The 19,888-nt window shown below is 67.5% G+C and carries 13 protein-coding genes and 8 pseudogenes; 9 read left to right on the top strand and 12 right to left on the bottom strand.

Translation table 11 applies throughout. From position 1 onward, the window contains the following. Positions 1 to 136 precede the first annotated feature (136 nt). The 3 genes and pseudogenes from CN538_RS26025 to CN538_RS06635 all read right to left on the bottom strand — a co-directional run. Positions 137 to 331, bottom strand: a pseudogene (locus tag CN538_RS26025) (PAS domain-containing protein); the annotation flags it as partial. Between the two features lie 94 nt (positions 332 to 425). Further along, entirely contained in the window at positions 426 to 995 is a 570-nt protein-coding gene (locus CN538_RS20870) for a PAS domain-containing protein (protein ID WP_129591312.1), read from the bottom strand. A gap of 161 nt (positions 996 to 1,156) precedes the next feature. After that, positions 1,157 to 2,065 (bottom strand): AraC family transcriptional regulator, encoded by a 909-nt coding sequence (locus tag CN538_RS06635; RefSeq protein WP_106418927.1) that lies wholly within the window; start codon positions 2,063 to 2,065, stop codon positions 1,157 to 1,159. A 195-nt stretch (positions 2,066 to 2,260) separates the two neighbouring features. Here CN538_RS06635 and CN538_RS26020 point away from each other — a divergent pair. Continuing rightward, a pseudogene (locus tag CN538_RS26020) lies at positions 2,261 to 3,756 on the top strand (CoA-acylating methylmalonate-semialdehyde dehydrogenase). Between the two features lie 129 nt (positions 3,757 to 3,885). Then, a pseudogene (mmsB, locus tag CN538_RS06625) lies at positions 3,886 to 4,786 on the top strand (3-hydroxyisobutyrate dehydrogenase). Positions 4,787 to 4,948: 162 nt separating this feature from the next. Here mmsB and CN538_RS22195 read toward each other — a convergent pair. The 5 genes and pseudogenes from CN538_RS22195 to CN538_RS24150 form a co-directional block, all read right to left on the bottom strand. Next, complete coding sequence (locus CN538_RS22195; RefSeq protein ID WP_242495610.1) at positions 4,949 to 5,134, bottom strand: hypothetical protein; 186 nt, start codon at positions 5,132 to 5,134, stop codon at positions 4,949 to 4,951. A 65-nt stretch (positions 5,135 to 5,199) separates the two neighbouring features. Then, positions 5,200 to 6,016 (bottom strand): annotated as a pseudogene (locus CN538_RS26015) (oxidoreductase); the annotation flags it as partial. A gap of 226 nt (positions 6,017 to 6,242) precedes the next feature. Then, on the bottom strand, positions 6,243 to 6,437 hold the full coding sequence (locus CN538_RS24160; protein WP_277985155.1) for a GntT/GntP/DsdX family permease: 195 nt from the start codon (positions 6,435 to 6,437) through the stop codon (positions 6,243 to 6,245). Between the two features lie 91 nt (positions 6,438 to 6,528). Beyond that, a pseudogene (locus tag CN538_RS24155) lies at positions 6,529 to 6,833 on the bottom strand (GntT/GntP/DsdX family permease); the annotation flags it as partial. 41 nt (positions 6,834 to 6,874) lie between these two features. Beyond that, a pseudogene (locus CN538_RS24150) lies at positions 6,875 to 7,614 on the bottom strand (GntP family permease). 968 nt (positions 7,615 to 8,582) lie between these two features. On the opposite strand from CN538_RS24150, the gene CN538_RS20865 reads away from it, so the two are divergent. The 5 genes and pseudogenes from CN538_RS20865 (at position 8,583) to ruvX (ending at position 14,015) form a co-directional block, all read left to right on the top strand. Beyond that, entirely contained in the window at positions 8,583 to 9,461 is an 879-nt protein-coding gene (locus CN538_RS20865; protein ID WP_207233657.1) for an FMN-binding glutamate synthase family protein, read from the top strand. 129 nt (positions 9,462 to 9,590) lie between these two features. After that, on the top strand, positions 9,591 to 11,753 hold the full coding sequence (locus CN538_RS06605) for a prolyl oligopeptidase family serine peptidase (RefSeq protein ID WP_106418926.1): 2,163 nt from the start codon (positions 9,591 to 9,593) through the stop codon (positions 11,751 to 11,753). A 104-nt stretch (positions 11,754 to 11,857) separates the two neighbouring features. Next, positions 11,858 to 12,813, top strand: a pseudogene (gene gshB, locus CN538_RS06600) (glutathione synthase). A 190-nt stretch (positions 12,814 to 13,003) separates the two neighbouring features. Beyond that, positions 13,004 to 13,560, top strand: a pseudogene (locus tag CN538_RS06595) (YqgE/AlgH family protein). After that, positions 13,560 to 14,015, top strand: coding sequence for a Holliday junction resolvase RuvX (gene ruvX, locus CN538_RS06590; protein ID WP_106418925.1), 456 nt, complete (start codon positions 13,560 to 13,562; stop codon positions 14,013 to 14,015). Before CN538_RS06595 ends, ruvX begins: the two are co-directional and overlap by 1 nt. A gap of 198 nt (positions 14,016 to 14,213) precedes the next feature. Here the strand turns inward: ruvX and pyrB are convergent, their stop codons facing one another. From pyrB to uraD, 3 genes are all read right to left on the bottom strand, one after another. Further along, positions 14,214 to 15,254 (bottom strand): aspartate carbamoyltransferase, encoded by a 1,041-nt coding sequence (gene pyrB, locus CN538_RS06585; RefSeq protein WP_035470717.1) that lies wholly within the window; start codon positions 15,252 to 15,254, stop codon positions 14,214 to 14,216. A gap of 111 nt (positions 15,255 to 15,365) precedes the next feature. Further along, on the bottom strand, positions 15,366 to 16,310 hold the full coding sequence (locus CN538_RS06580) for an IclR family transcriptional regulator (protein ID WP_106418924.1): 945 nt from the start codon (positions 16,308 to 16,310) through the stop codon (positions 15,366 to 15,368). Positions 16,311 to 16,395: 85 nt separating this feature from the next. Further along, complete coding sequence (uraD, locus tag CN538_RS06575) at positions 16,396 to 16,968, bottom strand: 2-oxo-4-hydroxy-4-carboxy-5-ureidoimidazoline decarboxylase (RefSeq protein ID WP_106418923.1); 573 nt, start codon at positions 16,966 to 16,968, stop codon at positions 16,396 to 16,398. Positions 16,969 to 17,148: 180 nt separating this feature from the next. Between uraD and uraH the strand changes: the two genes are divergently transcribed. Next, a complete protein-coding gene (gene uraH / locus CN538_RS06570) occupies positions 17,149 to 17,508 on the top strand; it encodes a hydroxyisourate hydrolase (RefSeq protein WP_106418922.1) in 360 nt (119 codons plus the stop codon). A 71-nt stretch (positions 17,509 to 17,579) separates the two neighbouring features. Then, positions 17,580 to 18,338: a GntR family transcriptional regulator gene (locus CN538_RS06565; RefSeq protein ID WP_106418921.1), complete on the top strand. Its 759-nt coding sequence runs from the start codon at positions 17,580 to 17,582 to the stop codon at positions 18,336 to 18,338. 94 nt (positions 18,339 to 18,432) lie between these two features. On the opposite strand, the gene CN538_RS06560 is transcribed toward CN538_RS06565, so the two are convergent. Beyond that, the gene (locus CN538_RS06560; protein ID WP_106418920.1) at positions 18,433 to 19,884 is read right to left on the bottom strand and encodes an NCS1 family nucleobase:cation symporter-1; all 1,452 of its coding nucleotides are present in this window, start codon (positions 19,882 to 19,884) and stop codon (positions 18,433 to 18,435) included. Between the last annotated feature and the right edge of the window lie 4 nt (positions 19,885 to 19,888).

Genomic DNA, 19,888 nt, shown 5'->3' with positions numbered 1-19,888 from the left:
ATGGATATCCACCAGCGCCCCGACCACACGCAGCGGCCGGCCGTCGGCATCGCGCCGGGTCTGTCCCCGCCCGCGGACACCAGCGATAGGTGCCGTTCTTGCACTTGAGGCGGAAGGTGATGTCGTAGGGTGTCTGCCCCGAGTAGTCGTTCAAGTGGTTGCCGAACGCCTGAATGGCGCCCTCCTTGTCCTCGGGGTGCAGGCGGCCCGACCAGCTCTCCAGCACGTCCGGGAACTCCTCCACGGTTTCGAATCCCAGCAGGCGGCGGAACTGCAGCGACCACCAGAAGGGATTATTGGGATTGACCGGGTCGCCGGCGATCACCTCCATGTCCCACAGGCCGTCATTGAGCATCTCGCGCGAGAGTTCGAAGCGGGTCACGACCTTGTCGAGTTCGGCCTCGCGCAGCGTCTGGTCGTGGATGTCACGCAGTGAACCGGCAACGATCAGCGGCGCGCCGTGGGCATCGCGCGGTATCGCCCTGGGCGCGGAACCAGCGGTAATCGCCGCTGCGGGTGGCGAGCCGATACTTGACGTCGAACGGCGTACGCCCGCTGCTGTCCGCCAGGTGGGCCTTGAACGCCGCCAGGGTGCGCGCCTTGTCTTCCGGATGCAGCCGGTCCGACCAGCTGCCCAGCACGTTGGGAAAGTCCTGGGTATCGCGAAAACCCAGCAGGCGGCGGAACTGCTGCGACCACTGGAACGGATTGCTCGGGTCGGCGGCGTTACCGTTGCGCACGGTCATGTCCCAGAGGCCGTCGGAGGTGACATCGCAGATCAGGTCGAAGCGCTGCTGGAGCTGGGCCAAGGCCTCAGCGGTCTCGGTGTCGCCGCTGTCGCTGGCGCGGGCAATCAGCTCGGCGATGCGCTCGACGATGGGGCCCAGGCGGCGTGACTCGCGGGCATTGCCGAAGCTCGGAATTTCACCGAGTTCGAGCTGTGTCAGCAGGCGGGAGATCGTCTGAGATGTCTTGGAGGTAGTTGGCCAGTGCATGATCACGGATTCCTTTCCTGACTTCTAATTAAAGTTCGACTACTAGGAAGCAGCTTATCGGCCTGAAGCAAATTTAATGTAGGGCGCCTGTTGCGAAACTTGTGCGTGCCGGCGCGTTGCCGGCCCAGCCTAGCTCGAGCGCTGGTGATGAGCAGGGGCATTCAATGCGCGGCGCGCTCGCGGCGGTAGTCGCGGGGTGCCACGCCCATCACCTTCTTGAACTGACGCGAGAAGTGGTAAGGGTCGTCGTAGCCCAGGTCGGCGGCGATCTGGCCCACGCCGAGCGCGGTGACATCGAGCAGGTAGCAGGCGCGGCTGATCTTGAAGTGCTGGAACGCCTGCATCGGACTCTGCCCGGTCTGGCGTTTGTACTCGCGGATGAACTGGCAGCGCGACAGCTCGCTGGTGGCGTCGACCAGGGTGGCGAGTTCCACCCGGCGGTCGAGGTGCGCCTGCAGCCAGGTGTTGACCCGGGCAACATCCAGCGCCGCATGGCGAGCCTCGCGCTGATGGCGCACCAGGGCGATGTAGGTCAGCAGCGCCTTGAGCTGATTGGCGGCGTGGATCAGCGGCAGCGTGCGAAAGCGCGTCACCACCGACAGCAGCAGCTCCCACTCGGCGACGACCCGCGGGTGGTGGCCGATAGGGATGCACACCTCGTCGTGCGAGTCGGCGATGGCATCGAAGTAGTCCGCCGCCGCCGTGCCGCCCAGGTGCACCCAGTAGATCGTCCACGGATCACGCGGGTTGGCACGATAGCGATGCGCCCGCTGCGGGCGCAGCAGCAGCACGTCGCCGGCGCGCACCGGAGAGAGCTTATCCGCGCACTCCACCATGCCTGAACCCGCTTCACAGTAGATCAGCAGATGGTCGCGCGGTGCCGAGCGCTGCATCTGGTGGCCGGCCGCGTGGGGATAGAAGCCGACCCCGTGGGGCAGACACTCTCGGCACAGCGGGTGGGTCTCCAGCGTGGCGATCGCCGCCTGCGGAATCACCACCCGGCGTCCGCTCAGCGGCAGCGGCCAGGGCGAGGTCTGGGCCGACAATGGTGGCAACGGCTGGCGCAACATTGTCCATCTCCCGGCAATTTACGCCATCTTATGACTGCCAGGCGCGTGGTACACCTTAGCCATTGATCGAAGAGCCCGACTCGACAAGGCTCGGGATCACCCGTCGGAGACGGGCCGAGCGGTGCCGCCAGTGACGCCCCACGCCACTGTGTTCACCGGCGTCAGCTCGGTCTGCCAGCGCGTCAGGAGCGGACCATGACCTTAAGACTGCCTCAACTGATCGCGGGCGAATTCGCCCAGAGCGAGAGCGAACACTGGATAGCGGTCACCGACCCCGCCACGCAGCAGGTGCTGTGCGAGGCACCAGCGGCGACCCCGGGCGAGATCGAGCGCGCCGTGGCCTCGGCGAGGGCGGCCTTCGAGCGCTGGCGCGAGGTGCCGGTGAGCGAGCGGGCACGCTTGATGATGCGCTACCAGGCGCTGCTCAAGGCCCACCAGGCGGAGATCGCCGCGGAGCTCTCGCGGGAGACCGGTAAGACCTTCGAGGATGCCAAGGGTGACGTGTGGCGCGGGATCGAGGTGGTCGAGCAGGCCGCCAACGTGCCGTCGCTGATGATGGGCGAGACGCTGGAGAACGTGGCCCGCGGCATCGATACCCACGCCTGGACCCAGCCGCTGGGCGTGTGCGCGGGGATCACCCCGTTCAACTTCCCGGCGATGATCCCGCTGTGGATGTTCCCGCTGGCGATCGCCTGCGGCAACGCCTTCGTGTTGAAGCCCTCGGAGCAGGACCCGATGACCCCCAACCGGCTGGCGGAGCTGTTTCTCGAAGCCGGCGCGCCGCCGGATCTGCTGCAGGTGATCCACGGTGGCCGTGAGCAGGTCGATGCGCTGCTCACGCACCGCAGATCGCCGCGGTCTCGTTCGTTGGCTCGGTGGCGGTGGGCCAGCATGTCTACCGTACCGCCACCGACCATCTCAAGCGCGCCCAGTGCTTCGCCGGGGCCAAGAACCATATGGTGGTGATGCCGGACGCCGCCCCGACTCAGGTGGTCAACGCACTGGTGGGGTCCGCCTGCGGTGCCGCCGGCCAGCGCTGCATGGCGATCAGCGTGGCGGTGTTCGTTCGTCGGCAGCGCGCGCGAGTGCATCGAGCCGCTCACCGCCGCCTTCGCCGAGCTGCGCCCCGGCGCTTGGGACGATCCCGACGCCGCTATGGCCCGCAGATCAGCCCCCAGGCCAAGGCGCGGATTCTCGATCTGATCGCCCGCGGCAAGGCCGAGGGCGCCACCTGCCGGCTGGATGGCAGCGACTGCCAGGTGGCCGGGCTGCCCGATGGCAATTGGGTGGGGCCGACGCTGTTCACCGAGGTCACCCCACAGATGGCGATCTACCGCGAGGAGATCTTCGGCCCGGTGCTCTGCTGTCTCTGCGTCGACACCCTCGACGAGGCGATCGCGCTGGTCAACGCAAGCCCCTACGGCAACGGCACCTCGATCTTCACCGCCAGCGGGGCAGCGGCGCGGCGCTATCAGCAGCGGGTCGAGGTGGGCCAGGTGGGCATCAACGTGCCGATTCCGGTGCCGCTGCCGTTCTTCAGCTTCACCGGCTGGAAGGGCTCTTTCTACGGTGACCAGCACGCCTACGGCAAGCAGGCGGTGCGCTTCTACACCGAGACCAAGACGGTCACCAGCCGCTGGTTCGAGGAGGAGGCTGTGGCAGGGCCCAATCTTTCCATACAGCTGCAGTGAGACGTCGCCGCGGCGAGCCTGCCAGGGCTCTCGGCGGATAGGTCAGGACCTGGGGCAGATATGTGAGAACGAGAGAGACGGGTAGGTCAGGGCGAGAGACGGATACGCCATCTCAGGGGAGAGCGGACGATGAATATCGCATTTTTCGGTGTCGGCAACATGGGCGGGCCGATGGCCGCCAATCTGGTCAAGGCGGGGCATACGGTGCGTGTCTTCGATCTACTGCCGGCACTGGTCGAGGCGGCGGTGGCCAGCGGTGCGAGCGCTGCCGCTACACCGCAAGAGGCGGCAACCGGGGCCGAGGTGGTGATCAGTATGCTGCCCTCGGCGGCGGCGGCTCAGGGGCTCTATCTGGGCGCTGGCGCCGCTGACGCCGGTCTGCTCGAGATGATCGACCCGGCGACGCTGATCATCGACTGCTCCACCATCGATGCCGCAACTTCCCGCGCGCTGGCGACGCGTGCCGGCGAGCTGGGGCGGGTCATGCTCGATGCGCCGGTCTCCGGCGGCGTGGGCGGGGCCCGCGCCGGCACCCTGACCTTCATCTGTGGCGGCCCGGCGGAAGCGGTCGAGCGCGCCGGCCGCTGCTGGAGACGATGGGGCGCAACGTCTTCCATGCCGGCGACAGCGGCGCCGGGGCAGACCGCCAAGATCTGCAACAACATGCTGCTGGGCATTCTCATGGCGGGCACCGCCGAGGCGCTGCAGCTCGGCGTCGACAATGGCCTTGATCCGCCGTGCTCTCGGCGATCATGGCCGAGAGTTCCGGCAGCAACTGGGCGCTCAAGGTCTACAACCCCTGGCCCGGGGTGATGCCCGAGGCGCCGGCCAGCCACGACTATCAGGGCGGCTTCGGGGTCACGCTGATGAACAAGGATCTGCGCCTGGCCCAGGAGGCCGCGCTTAAGAGCCACTCGACCACACGCTGGGCGCACTGGCCAAGAGTCTCTACGGCTTCCATGCCGCCGCTGGTGGCGAAGGCTACGACTTCTCCAGCATTCAGCGCTTCTATGCGCGCGGGCATGAGTGATCGCCCCCGGCGAGAGAGCGCCATGGGTGACGACGCGCAGACGCCCCGGCGCGTGGCCGGGGCGTCTGGGCTGCCCGTTCTGGGGGGCTGCTCTGCTGGGGTGCGTGCGCAGAGTGACGCACGCATAGAGCGCCGCGGTGATCTGACGCGGCGCTCGGGGTGTCAGGACTTCGCCTGGATCGCCTGCTCGCGAGCCTTGCGCGCCTGCTCTTCGGCATAGGTGGGGAAGTCGACATAGCCGCGGGCATCGCCACCGTAGAAGGTATCCGGGTCGAAGTCGGCCAGCGGCCAGCCGTTCTGCATGCGCTCGACCAGATCCGGATTGGAGGTGTAGAGGCGCCCGAACACGGCAGGTCGATGGTGCCTGCGTCGACCAGGGCCTGCGCTTCGGCCTGATCCAGGTTGCCCGCGAGCAGCAGATTGCCGTGGTAGACGTCGCGGAACCGGCGCAGATACTCGCGCGGCATCGGCGACATGCCCTGGCCACCCTGATCGTGCAGGTGGACATAGGCCAGCCCGCGCTTGTCGAACTCGCGGGCGAGATACAGATAGGTCTCGCCGTTGTCGTCGTATTCCGGCATGTCGAATAGCGTGCCGAAGGGCGACAGCCGGACGCCGACCCGGTGGGCGCCGATCATCTTGCTCGCCTCGTCGACGGCCTCCAGCAGCAGGCGGCAGCGATTCTCGCGCGAGCCGCCGTAGCGTCGTCGCGGTCGTTGACGTGCGGGTTGAGGAACTGCTCGAACAGATAGCCGTTGGCGCCATGTATTTCGACCCCGTCGAAGCCCGCCTCGCGGGCATTGACCGCCGCCTGGGCGAAATCGCGCACGATCTCGCGCACTTCGGCGGTCTCGAGCCGGCGCGGCTGGCTCGCCGCGAGCATGTCCGGGGTGCCGGCGTCGTTATAGCCGAAAGCCATGCCACCCTGCTGCTCGCTGGGGCCGACCGGCGGCTGGCCGGCGATCTGGATCGAGGTGTGCGAGACCCGGCCCACGTGCCAGATCTGAGCAAAGAGATGCCGCCTCGCGTGTACCGCGCGGGTTGCCTTGGCCCAGCCCGCGATCTGGTCGGGGCCGAAGATGCCGGGGTTGTAGAGATAGCCCTGCCCTGGCGCGAAATCGGCGTGCCCTCGGAGATGATCAGGCCAGCGGAGGCGCGCTGGCGATAATAGAGTGCACCCATTTCGTTGGGGATATCGTCCGGCGCGCGAGAGCGGGTCATCGGCGCCATGACGATACGGTTATTGAGCCGTGTGCCGTTGAGATCGAACGGTTCGAACAGCGATGCCATATCGAGAACTCCTTTCCAGATTGGAGACGGAATTGGTTGCCGGTATCGGCAGATCGACCAAAGTCTAGTTAACTATTAGCCGACCAACCAATGTCGCTGACTACCGCTGCGATAGGCGCTGGCTATACCCCTGATCTCGACGCCCGATATCTCCTCCCTGGCCGGATCAGAACAGTAGATAGACAACGCCGGCCAGCAGGAAGCCGACCATCGACTCCAGCGCCTGCTGCACGGTCCAGGTCATCAGCGTGGTCTTGACGTCCATGCCCAATAGCCGCCCCACCAGCCAGAAGCCGGAGTCGTTGACGTGGCCGGCGAACACCGAGCCGGCGGTGGCCAGGGTGATCGCGACCACCTGCATGGCCGAGCCGAGAAATCGCCGCTGGCGACGGCGGTGCCATCAGCCCGGCGGCGGTGACCAGCGCCACCGTGGCCGAGCCCTGGGCCAGGCGCATGACACCCGCGACCAGGTAGGCGGCGATCACGGCATGCCCAGATCGCTCATCGAATCGGAGAGCGCATCGCCGATGCCGGAGGCCTGCAGCACGCCGCCAAACATGCCGCCGGCGCCGGTGATCAGGATCACCGAGCAGATCGGCCCCAGCGAGGAGTCGACGATCTTCTCCAGCGCGCTGCCGCCTTCACCGCGGCGGCTACCCAGCACGTAGATCGCCACCAGCACCGAGATCAGCAGCGCGATCGGCGTCTCACCCAGCGAGGAGAGAAATTGGAACCAGGTGGCGTCGCTGTCGGCCACGCCGGCGGCGCGGGCGAAATCGAGCCCGGTGTTGAGAAAGATCAGCGCCAGCGCAGCAGCAGCAGCGCGATGACCGTGCCCACGCTGGGCGGATTCTCGATCGTGTCGTTGTCCTGGCCGCCGAAGAGGCTGACTTCCAGCTTGAAGTCGAAACGGCTGGCGGCGAAACGCCCCCACAGGTAACCCGAGAGGTACCACATCGGGAAGGCGATCAGGATTCCCACCAGCAGCACCAGGCCCAGGTTGGCGCCGTAGAGCTCGGTGGCGGTGACCGGGCCGGGGTGGGGCGGCACGACACGTGCATCACCGAAAACGCCGCCGCCGCCGGCAGGGCGTAGAGCAGTACGGGGCCGCCGAGGCGCTTGGCCACCGCGAAGATGATCGGCAGCATCACGATCAGCCCGGCATCGAAGAAGATCGGGAAGCCCATGATCAGCGAGGCGATACCCAGCGCGAACGGTGCGCGGGACTCGCCGAACAGCGACACCATGCGTTCGGCCAGCACCTGGGCACCGCCGGAGTGCTCCACCAGCTTGCCGAGCATGGCACCGAAGCCGACCAGCAGCGCCACCGAGCCCAGCGTGCCGGCGAAGCTGTCGGTCATGGTATCGACGATGGCGCCGGGGATGCCGGTGGCAAAGGCGGTCAGCAGGCTGACCAGCACCAGGGTGGGGAAGGCGTGCAGATGAAAGCGAATGATCAGGACCAGCAGCAGGGCGATCGCGGCGGCAGCGATGCCGAGCAGCGGCCCGGCCGACAGGGTTTGCGTCCAGCCGTCCATGGGAGAGACCTCTAGTAGGGAAACCTGATCTATCAAAGTGGCATGAAGTGGGCAACGACGACAGTCGACGATGGTCTTTATGTCAGATGTTTGATGGTCAATGTCGGACAAGGGTGGAGGCTGAAGGTCAGAGGGGTAGGGACTGGGAAAGGGGAAAGGGGGAGAGGGGAGCGAGGAGATGGGAAGACGCGAGGGGCGTGTTACCGATTTGAACAATCGGTCACCGCGACCAACACTGAAGGTCCGACTCCTCGGATGGATACCACGACATGTACCGTCGCCTCTTTTACCTTTCGTTCCCGTGACGCTGGCGCTGATTCTCGCCGTCGGCGTGGTCTGGCATCCCTGGCTGTGGCTGCTGCTGCTGTTATGGGTGCCGCGCGCTGATCGGCTGGCGCGATCTGAGTTCCACCGCCAACGTGCTCTACAAACTACCCGCTGATCGGTCACCTGCGCTACATGTCGAGTTCGTGCGCCCGGAGCTGCGCCAGTACTTCTTCGAATCCGAGACCAGCGGGGGCCCTTCTCCCGAGCAGCGCAACCTGATCACGCCCGCGCCGATGGCACCGGCGATACCTCGCCGTTCGGCACCATCCGTGACGTCGATGCCGCCGGCTACAACTTCTCCTTCCACTCGATGGCGCCGCGCAAAGTGCCCGACGAGCAGCGCTTCTCTCACATCGGTGGCCCCCAGTGCACGCGGCCCTACCGCTCGTCGCGCCTCAACATCTCGGCAATGAGCTTCGGCTCGCTCTCGGGCAACGCCATCGAAGCGATGAACTGGGGGCCAAGCAGGGCGGTTTTGCCCACGACACCGGCGGGGGCGATCAGCCCTTATCATGAGAAGCATGGTGGTGACCTGATCTGGGAGCTGGGTACCGCCTACTTCGGCTGTCGCCACAAGAACGGCCGCTTCGACGCCGAGACCTTTCGCGACAAGCGCACGCGCGAGCGCGCGAGCAGGTCAGATGGTCGAGATCAAGATCTCCCAGGGGGCCAAGCCCTCTCATGGCGGACTGCTGCCGGGGGCCAAGGTCAATCAGGAGATCGCCAGCACGCGCCAGATCGAGGCCGGCCAGGATTGCGCCTCGCCTCCCGCGCATCCGGAGTTCTCCAACCCGCGCGAGCTGATGGCGTTCGTCGCTCGGCTGCGCGAGCTCTGCGACGGCAAGCCGGTGGGCATCAAGCTGTGTCTCGGCGTGCGTCACGAGTTCCTGGGCATCTGCAAGGCGATGATCGAGACCGGCACGCTGGTCGACTTCATCGTCATCGATGGCGCCGAGGGCGGCACCGGTGCGGCGCCCCAGGAGTTCTCGGACCGCCTCGGCGTGTTCATCGACGAGGCGCTGCCGTTCGTCGACAACGCCCTGCGCGGCGCCGGGCTGCGCGACAAGATCCGCCTCGTCGCCAGCGGCAAGGTCGCCCTGGGTTACGACATGGTGGTCAAGACCGCGCTCGGCGCCGACATGTGCAACGCCGCGCGCCCGTTCATGTTCGCGGTCGGTTGTATCCAGGCCCGGCGCTGCCATACCAACAAGTGCCCCACGGGCGTGGCCACCCAGGACCCCAAGCGAGCGCGGGCGATCAACGTGCCGGAGAAAGCCGAGCGGGTGGCGCGCTACCACCGCGCAACCCTGGATGGCTTCGCCGCGATCACCGGCGCCATGGGGCTCGAGCGCTTCGATGCGCTGACCCCGGACCATATCCGCCACCGCAGCAGCTATGCGCCGGCGCGTGGCTATGCGGCGTTCGAGCTGCCGCGGCTGACCGACGGCCAGCTGCTGGGGGATGAGATTCCCGAGGCGTGGCAGGCCGACTGGCGCGCCGCCGCCGTCGATCACTTCTGAGCCGGCGCCCGGGGGCAGACCCGGGCGCGTGAATCAGGGCGCGCGTAGCGGGGCGCGAAGATCCGCGCTCGGTGGAACGCGGGTCATGGCGTAGGCTCTATGACCACGACGACAGACAGGAGACGCGCGATGCGCCGCTTCCCCGGATTTCCCTATCTTGCCGAGACGCCCGATGCCGCGGGCGCAGGGGCCGACCTCGACGTGACCGCCGAGGCCGACGCGCACCGCTGGCTGGAGGCGATCGACGACCCCGCGGCGCTGTCCTGGGTCGAGGCGCACAACCGCGCCACCCTTGACGCCTTGGGCGGCCCTGAGCTCGATACCCTGACCGCCGAGCTGCGCGAGATCCTCGATGCCGACGACCGCATCCCCTTCGTGGTCAAGCGCGGCGAGCACTACTACAACTTCTGGCAGGACGCCGACCACCCGCGCGGGCTATGGCGGCGGACCCACTGGGCCGACTACTGCCAGGCCAGGCCGGCGTGGGAAGTGCTGATCGATGTCGACGCGCTCAACGCCGCCGAGGGCGAGAGCTGGGTATGGCACGGCGCGCACTGCCTCGAACCCGAAGACCCGGCGGGCACCTGGGAGCGGGCGCTGGTCTCACTCTCTCCGGGCGGCACCGACGCCGATGTGACGCGCGAGTTCGATCTCGTCAACAAGCGCTGGGTCGAGGAGGGCTTCCAACGACCCGCGGCCAAGGGCGGGATGAGCTGGATCGACCGCGACACGGTCTATGTCTATACCGACTTCGGTGCCGATGCCGCGGGGCAGAGCGCGCTCACCAGCTCGGGGTATCCACGCTGCGTCAAGCGCTGGCGGCGGGGGCAGCCGCTGGCGGCGGCGGAGACGCTGTTCGAGGCGGCGGAGAGTGACCTGATGGCGGTGGCCTTTCGCGACCGCACCCGCGGCTTCGAGCGCGACTTCATCCACCACGCCCTGGCGTTCTACGAGCAGCGCTTGATCGAGCGGCTACCCGATGGCACCCAGGTCCCGCTCGACCTGCCGCTCTCGGCGCAGGCCAGCGTGCACCGCGAGTGGCTGCTGATGCTGCTGCGCGATGACTGGATGCCAGAGACGACCCGCTACCCCAGCGGGGCGCTGCTGGCGATCGACTACGCCGCGTTCAAGGCCGGCGCCCGCGACTTCCGCGTGCTGTTCACGCCGGATGCCCGGCGCTCGCTGGAAGGCTTCGAGTGGACCCGCCATTACCTGGTGCTGGATATCCTCGAAGACGTCAAACACCGCTTCGTGCGCCTCGAACCACGCGCCGAGGGCGAATGGGCGCGCTTGGCGCTCGACGCCCTGCCAGCCACCGGTGAGGTCGGTCTCTCGGCGGTGGACGACGAGGCCAGCGACGAGGTCTTCGTCGTGGTCACCGATTACCTGACGCCGACCACGTTATCGCGCCTCGACCTGGCCCAGGCCGAGACCGCGCCCGCGGCGCCCAGCCCGGTCAAGCAGGCGCCGGCCTTCTTCGACGCCAGCGGCATGCGGGTCGAGCAGCGCTTCGCCACCAGCGCCGATGGCACCCGCGTGCCCTATTTCCTGGTGCTGCCGGCGGACGCCGACGACGTTTCACGTGAAACAGCGCTGCCCACGCTGCTCTACGGCTATGGCGGGTTCGAAATCTCGCTCACGCCGCACTATGCCCCCGATGTGGGGCGCTGCTGGCTCGCCCGGGGTGGCGCCTACGCGGTGGCCAATATCCGCGGTGGCGGCGAGTACGGCCCGCGCTGGCATCGAGCCGCGCTCAAGGCGGATCGCCACAAGGCGTTCGAGGATTTCGCCGCGGTGGCCGCGGACCTGGTCGCCAGCGGCGTGACCACACCGCGCCAGCTGGGCATCCAGGGCGGCTCCAACGGCGGTCTGCTGGTGGGCAACATGATCACCCGCTACCCGGATCACTTCGCCGCTGCGGTCTGTGAAGTCCCGCTGCTCGACATGCAGCGCTACCATCAGCTGCTCGCCGGCGCTTCATGGATGGCCGAGTACGGCGATCCGGATAGCGACGACTGGGAACGCTTCCTGAAGGACTACTCGCCCTATCACAACCTGCGCGAGGGCGTGGATTACCCGGCGGTGCTGTTCACCACCTCGACCCGTGATGACCGCGTGCACCCCGGGCACGCGCGCAAGATGATGGCGAAGATGGAGGCGATGAAGGCAGGCGACGTCCACTACTACGAGAACACCGAAGGCGGCCACGGTGGCGCTGCCGACAACGCCCAGCGCGCCCGGCTCGGCGCGCTGGCGTGGCGTTTTCTGTGGCAGCGGCTGGGGGCGGACTAGGGCGCCGGTTTCTTGGTGCTGCGCGTGGCGCTCGGGCATACTGAGCGCCACGCTTCTCCCGTCCGGCCTGCCGGCGGGACACACCGACATGGAAGACCTCACCGATGAGTCAGAACACCGTCAAGCTGGGCGTGGTGATGGATCCCATCGCCGATATCGCCTACAAGAAGGACACCACCCTGGCACTGCTGTGGGCGGCCAAGGCCAAGGGCTGGTCGCTCTACTATCTCGATCAGGAGGATCTCTACCTCTACGAGGGGCGCGCCATGGGCAGCGTGCGCACGCTCGATGTGCACCATGATCCGGATCACTGGTTCGACCTCGGCGAGCGCGAGGCGATGCCGCTGGGTGAGCTCGACGTGATCCTGATGCGCAAGGATCCGCCGGTGGACGGGCACTTCCTCAACGCCGTGCACCTGCTGGCGTTCGCCGAGCGCGAGGGCACCCTGGTGGTCAACCCGACCCGGGCGCTGTTCGAGTGCAACGAGAAGCTGTTCGCCCAGCAGTTCACCCACTGCATCCCGCCAGTGTGGTCTCTGCCAATGCGGCGGTGCTGCGCGCCTTCCAGGCCGAGCATGGCGATACCATCTTCAAGCCGCTCGATGGCATGGGGGGCACCGGGATCTTTCATATCGGCCCCGAGGGGCGCAACCTCGGCGCGGTGATCGAGCAGCTCACCGAGCGCGGCCAGCGCCAGATCATGGCCCAGCGCTATCTGCCGGAGATCAAGGACGGCGACACCCGCATTCTGCTGGTCGACGGCGAGCCGGTGCCCTACGGCCTGGCGCGCATTCCCAGCGCCGGCGAGACCCGTGGCAACCTGGCCGCCGGCGGGCGCGGGGTTTCCCGCGAGCTGACCGAGCGCGACTACTGGCTGGTGGAACAGGTCAAGCCGGCGATCCGCGAGCGCGGGCTGCTGTTCGTTGGGCTCGACGTGATCGGCGACTACATCACCGAGATCAATGTCACCAGCCCGACCTGCGTGCGCGAGATCGACGACCAGCGCGGTACCGACATCCCGGCGCTGCTGATGGCCGCGATCGAGAAGCGTCTGGCTTGATTCCGTCGCGACACGGCCCCATCTCGGCGTGTCCTGTCACGCTGCGCGCCAATGAATGGCGCGCAGCACCCGGTGCCGCTGCGACTTCCGTCGCCCCGACGACAACGTCGGGATACGCGGGTGTTACACTGCAAGCTGACCTCAGGCGTGCCGGCAGGCCGGCGGCGCGCTGCGATTTCGACGGAGTCTCATGCAAAGCCTGAAACACTACTTCCTGATGGCGATGCCGCACCTGGAAGATCCCAATTTCGCCGGCACCCTGACCTATCTGTGCGATCACGACGACGATGGCACCCTCGGGGTGATCGTCAACCGGCCCTCCGAACTCACCCTCCAGGGGCTGTTCGAGCAGCTCGACATCGAGTCCGAGCCGGGGCCGCACAACGAGATCCTGGTCTACGACGGCGGCCCGACCTATCGCGATCGCGGGTTCATCCTACATCGCGGCAGCGCCGGTGAGTGGGACTCCAGCATCCAGGTGGCCGAGGACATCGCCCTGACGACCTCGATGGACATGCTCCAGGCGATCGCCCAGCGGCGCGGCCCGGAGCACTTTCTGGTCACCCTGGGCTGCGCCGGCTGGAAGGCCGGCCAGCTCGAGGACGAGCTCAAGCAGAACACCTGGCTGACGGTCGAGGGCGACGGCGACATCCTGTTCCGCCAGCCCCGGAGCAGCGCCTGGCCGCCGCCGCCGGACGGCTTGGCGTCGACCTCAACCTGATGACCCGTGACGCCGGGCACGCCTGATGGCAAGCCTGGGCGGCAGCGCCAGCGACAAGCGCGGCCAGCGTCTGGTGATGGCCTTCGACTACGGCACCCGGCGGATCGGTGTGGCGGTGGGCAACGAGATGCTGGGCTCGGCCAGCGGGCTCGATCCGCTGCCGGCGCGGGACGGCATTCCCGACTGGGCGCAGATCGAGCGCCTGCTGGCGGAGTGGCAGCCGGACCTGCTGGTGGTGGGGCTGCCGATCCACGACGATGGCAGCGAGTCCGAGATGAGCGTGCGGGCGCGCAAGTTCGGCAACCGCCTGCACGGGCGCTTCGGCAAGCCGGTCGAGATGTTCGATGAGCGCGGCACCACCCAGGCGGCCAAGCAGATCGCCGCCCAGGGTGGCCACCGCGGCAACTACCGCGACCGCGGTGTCGACGGCATCGCCGCGCAGCTCATCCTGGAGAACTGGTTCACCCGCGGGCAGGCGTGACACTGCATCCGGGTGTCACGCCTGCCGCTCGATCCCGCCTGTCTTAGAAGACCTTCCACAACCGCCAGACCACGTGGGCAGGGCGTCGCGAGGGCGCTGTGAACCCCTCCCTGGGCGCTACCTTTGCCATCCATGGCAAAGGACCCTCGCTTTGTCCTTCCCCCGGCGCCCATCGTCAGAAGGTTTGGACATGCGCTCTTATTGGGCCTTCAGCGTACGATCGTCGACGCCGAAGGTCTCCGGCACGAACCAGCGTACTTCGCGCAGGTCACGGGCGATCTCCTCTTCCACCTTGAGCAGATGGGCGAAGATCGCCATGCGCATGGGGATGCCGTTGTCGGTCTGGCGGAAGATCGCCAGGCGCGGGTCGCCATTGAGATCGGTGGAGAGGTCGTTGGCGCCGGGTCGGCTGTCCCGCGGCAGCGGGTGCATGACCACGGTGGTGGGCGAGCAGCGGCGGTCGAGGAAGCCGCGGTCGACGACGAAGTCGGCAGTCAGCTCGGTGAAGCTCTCGGTCATCTCGGCGGTGAAACGCTCGCGCTGGATGCGCGTGGCGTAGATCACGTCGACATCGGCGAAATCCTCGGCCAGGCTGGGCCGGGTCTCGATGCGGTGGCCGCGGGAGGCGACCAGGTCGATCAGGTGCTGCGGCATCTCCAGCCCCGGCGGCGACACCAGGGTGATGCGCAGCGGATCGTAGAGCGACAGCAGCTTGATCAGCGAGTGCACCGTGCGGCCGTACTTGAGGTCCCCGGTCAGCAGTAGATGCGCCCCCGCCAGCGGCTTGCCCAGCCGCGCGAACTCCTTGCTGATGGTATAGACGTCGAGCAGCGCCTGGCTGGGGTGCTCGCCGGGGCCGTCGCCACCGTTGATCACCGGCACCCGGGTCGCCTCGGCGAACTCCGCCACCGAGCCCTGCTCCGGGTGACGCATGACGATGGCGTCGACATAGCCGCCCATCACCCGGCTGGTGTCGTAGAGCGACTCGCCCTTGGCCATCGACGAGAAGGTGAAACCGGTGGTGTCGCAGACGCTGCCGCCGAGGCGGCAGAAGGCGGCGTTGAAGCTGATCCGCGTGCGCGTGCTGGCCTCGAAGAACAGATTGCCGAGCACCGCCCCCTCCAGCACCCGCGTCACCTGGCGCCGCTGGGCGATCGGTTCCATGCGCTCGGCGAGGCGGATCAGATGATCCACGGCGTCGCGATTGAGAGAGTCGACGGAGAGCAGGTGCGGGGACATGGCGGACCTCACTGGCGGGTGGCGGTATCGGGGCCGGTCTGGCCGGGCGATAGTGTAGCGCCGAGGCTCGCCTGGATCATCCGTCGCGCGTCGCGGTGCCCGCCCCGCACCTCAGGCCGGCGGTTCGCTGGGTGTCTTGCCGCCGAGTCTGGCGGTGATCTCGCGGGCGGTATCGGCGACCAGCGCAGCCAGCTCAGGCAGGCGTGAGTCGTCGATGCGCGCCACCGGGCCGGACACCGAGATCGCCGCCAGCGGCAGACCGCTCTCGTCGTGCAGGGTGGCGGCGACGCAGTTGAGACCGATGGCGTGCTCCTCGCGGTCGACCGCATAGCCCTGGCGCCGGATCGTCTCCAGCTGGGCGCGTAGCGTGGGCAGATCGGTGAGGGTATTGGGCGTTTCGCCTTCGAGGAGGCGCTCGCCCATGATGCGCTCGAACTCCGGCTCGGGCATCCACGCCAGCAATGCCTTGCCCACGCCGGAGGCGTGCAGCGGCGCGCGCGAGCCCAGGCGGGTGATCATGCGCATCATCTGCGGCGATTCGCTCTGGGCCAGATAGACCACCATGCCGTCGTCACGAATGCCCAGGTTGGCGGTCTCGCCGCTGAGCGCGGTGAGCCGGCGCAGGAAGGGGCGCGCGGTGGCGACGAAATCGCGCGCCTCGAGAAAGCTGTTGCCGATACGGAAGGTCTTGACGTCGATCCGCCACAGGCCGTTGCTGCCATCCTGGGTGATGAAGCCCTGCTGGTGCAGCGCCTGCAGCAGCCGGTGCGCGGTCGAGGGGGCCAGGCCGACGGCGTCGGCGGCCTCCGAGAGCGCCAGCCCGTTGGGTGCGGCGGCCAGCGCTTCGAGGATGGTCAGGCCGCGCACCAGTGACTGGCTGTGGCCACCGCCGCTCTTGCCACCACTCTTGCTACCACCGGCGGGGCGTCCGACCGCGCGGCGCTTCTCGCCGCCGGCGGCCCGCTGTGCTGCCGTCTCGGGCGCCTGCGGCTGAGTCGTGTCCGCTGCCCGTTGCTGGTCGGTGTCGCCCGCCCGCTGCCGCTTTCGTTCCGTCACCCGCTGCCGCTCTCGTGGTTGATAGTCATGGTTGAGATTCTTGGCTGAGTCCGGCGCGCGCCATGCGGGCGGCGCCAGGCATCGTTCAGGATAACCCGAGCGGTAGGAGGCTGTCTTCGCGGGCGGACGTCAGGTGCGGGGTCGCGCGCGCCTCCAGGCGCAGCAGGGCGATCCGGTGGATCTGGGCAATCGCGGTGTGGCGTTCGGCCTCCGGGGTCTGTGCCAGGCGCTGTTCGAAGGCGTCGAGAATGGCGTGGCGGTCGAGACCGCGCACGGCAATCACGAAGGGGAAACCGAAGCGCTCGCGGTAGGCGGCGTTGAGCTGCTCGAAGCGGGAGAACTCCTCCGGGGTGCACTGGTCGAGCCCGGCGCCGGCCTGCTCGCGGCGCGAATCCGCGGTCAGGGTCGCCGCCACGGCGGCCTTGGCGGCCAGGTCCGGGTGGGCGCGGATCAGCGCGAGCTGGGCATCGGGGGAGGCGGCGTCGACCGGCTCGCGCAGCCGCGCGGCGAGCCCCGCGGGGGTATCGTGGCGGCTATCGAGGCCGCTGTCCCAGGCCGCGGCGGCGATCCACGCCGAGTGTTCGTAGATATCACCGTAATTGGCGATGAATTCCTCGCGCGTGAGCTGGCTGGGGCGTGGGTGCAGATGATCCGACATCGGGGCCGTCCCTTGAATCTGGTATATGAAGCGCTTTGAATAGAGTCATCCCCATGGGGCTGATCCATGTGGCTGGCTCTAAGCTACCGCCAAGCGCTCGTGTCGATCCAGCCTTTCCCCGCGGCTGGCCGCCGGTACGACTTGGCCACCCCTTTCTCCGCTCCCGATCGCGAGGCGTGCATGAGCGATACCGACTCTGGTTACCTGACCACCCATGTGCTGGATACCGCCCGCGGCTGTCCGGCCGCGGATCTGCGCATCGAGCTCTACCGCCTCGATGGCGAACGCCGCACTCGGCTGGCGACGCTCCAGACCAATGCCGACGGGCGCGGCGACGCACCGCTGCTGGCCGGCGCCGAGTTCCGCGCCGGCTGCTACGAGCTGATCTTCCACGCCGGCGACTATCTCGCCGCCAGCGGCGCACCGGGAGGCTTTCTCGATCTCATCCCGCTGCGCTTCACGATCGATGCCCCCGGCGAGCACTATCACGTGCCGCTGCTGCTGTCACCGTTCGGCTACTCGACCTATCGCGGTAGCTGATCCGCCGCGGCGTGGGCAGCCCACCGCCCGGCCGATACAATCGCAGGGATGCACTCAAGGAGTCTGACAGCATGGGGAAACGCGCCGATGCCACCACGGCGTCGAGCCAGACGCCTGCGGCCAAGCTTGTGCGCCGTCGCGGGGCGGGCAAGGCCGGCGACGGTGCCGAACGGCATCAGGAGATCTACCGGCGTATCCGCGAGGCGATCGTCGAACACCGGCTCAAGCCGGGGGCGCGCCTGCGCGAGGATGCCTTGGCCGAGGTCTTCGGCGTCAGCCGCACCGGCATCCGCAAGATCCTGCAACGTCTGGCGCTGGAGCATCTGGTCACGCTGACCCCGCGCCGCGGCGCCAGCGTCGCCCGGCCAAGCATCGAGGAGGCGCGCGACGTCTTCGCCGCGCGCCAATTGGTGGAGTGTCAGCTGATGCCGTGGGCTGCCCGACGCCTGACGCCGGCAGACGTCGAGGCGCTGCGCGAGCTGGCGGCGAGCGAGCGTCGCGCACTGCGCGCCGGGGAGCAGAGCCAGGCGATCCAGCTTTCGGCGCGCTTCCATCAGCGTCTCGCCGAGCTGGCCGGCAACGCCCCGCTGGCGGAGTTCATCGAGCGTCTCTGCTCGCGTTCGTCGCTGATCCTGGCGGTCTACGGCGGGCGTGGTCATCTGGGCTGTGAATCCCATGACCACGACGAGCTGGTGACGCTACTCGAGAGCGGCCGCGGCGAGCGCGCGGTGGCCTTCATGCAGCGCCATCTCAAGGCGATCGAGGCCTCGCTCTCCATTCATGACGAAGCGGATGAGACACCGGATCTCTATACGATATTTTCATCCTGACAGGTGGCCCGCCGAGGGCATCGTCAACGTAAAACCCCCGCGGTCGGCGGGGGTTTTTGGTAGCAGGGCAAGGTGGCAGGGGAAAGATTGCCGATCAGGTGTTGACCGCCTTGCGCTCGGGCTGTTTCAGCATCAGCAGGTAGTAGAGCCCGCCGCCCAGGGCGGCGCCAATCAGCCAGGCGTAGCCGCCCAGCACCTGCAGCGCGGGTACCCACACCGAGGCGATGGAGAATAGCGCGGCCAGGCCGAAGGCGATCAGGGCTCGCCGGTTCCAGCCCTTGACGTAATGGTAGGCGCCGTTGGGATCGCTGGAGAACATGTCCTGAATATCCAGCCGCTGGCGCCGCACCAGGTAGTAGTCGACCACGATGATGCCGTAGAAGGGCGCGATCACGGCGCCGAGCGCATTGACGAAGCCGGGGATGCCGATGTGGCTGATCACGGCGACCCACAGCGCTCCGACGAAGAAAGCGATCACCGCGGTGATCAACCCGCCGATGCGAAAGCTGATCTTTCGGGGGAAGAGGTTGGCCAGGTCATAGGCCGGCGGAATGAAATTGGCCACCAGGTTGATACCGACGGTCGCAGCGAAGAAGGTGACCGCAGCGAGCAGCGTCAGCGGCAGCGAGTCGACCCGCTCGATGATCTCGGAGGGGTTGGTCAGCGGTACGCCGAACAGCACCAGGGTGCCGGCGGTGATGATCAGGGCGATGAAGGAGAAGATGGCCACGTTGAGCGGCAGGCCCAGCAGGTTGCCGAGCTTCATGTCGCGTTCGCTTCTGACGAAGCGCGAGAAGTCGCCGAAGTTGATCACCACCGCCGCGAAGTAGGCGATCATGGTGCCGGTGATCGTCAGGAAGGCGCCGATGGCGCTGCCCTGATAGTCGCTGCTGGTGCTGAAGATGGTGCTGACGGCGGGCAGCAGATCGCTGCCGGCCTGGAACCAGACGACGATCATCAGCACGACCATGACGACATAGACCAGCGGCCCCGCCCAGTTGAGGAAGTGCTTGATCTTGTCGACGCCCTGCCAGAACAGGGTGATCTGGAACAGCCAGACGACCACGAACGACAGCCAGCCGATGGCCGACAGGCCCAGCCACTGCCCGCCGGGGTCGCCGAACAGCGCCGTCAGCAGCAGGGTCAGCGCCGTCGAGGCGAAGTAGGTCTGCACCCCGTACCAGAAGATGCCGATGATCGCGCGCAGCATCGCCGGCAGGTTGGCGCCGCGCACGCCCATGCTGGCACGGATCATCACCGGAAAGGGGATACCGTATTTAACGCTGGGTCTGCCGCTCAGATTGACCAGCCACATCACCACGAAGCCGGCCAGAATGATCGCCGCCATCACCGCCCAGCCGTTGAGGCCATAGGAGATGAACAGCGAGGCGGCCAGGGTATAGCCGAACAGACTCTGGATGTCGTTCGCCCAGACATTGAATATCTCGAACCAGCCCCAGCTGCGCTTGTGTTTCGGCAGCGGGGCAAGATCTTCGTTGAAGAGCGTCCGATCGATCTGCCGGATGTTCAATTCTTGGTCGGTCATGGTG

This window comes from Salinicola tamaricis, assembly GCF_003006155.1.
GTDB classification, from domain to species: Bacteria; Pseudomonadota; Gammaproteobacteria; order Pseudomonadales; family Halomonadaceae; genus Salinicola; species Salinicola tamaricis.
This window is presented reverse-complemented; position numbering and strand designations above follow the sequence as displayed.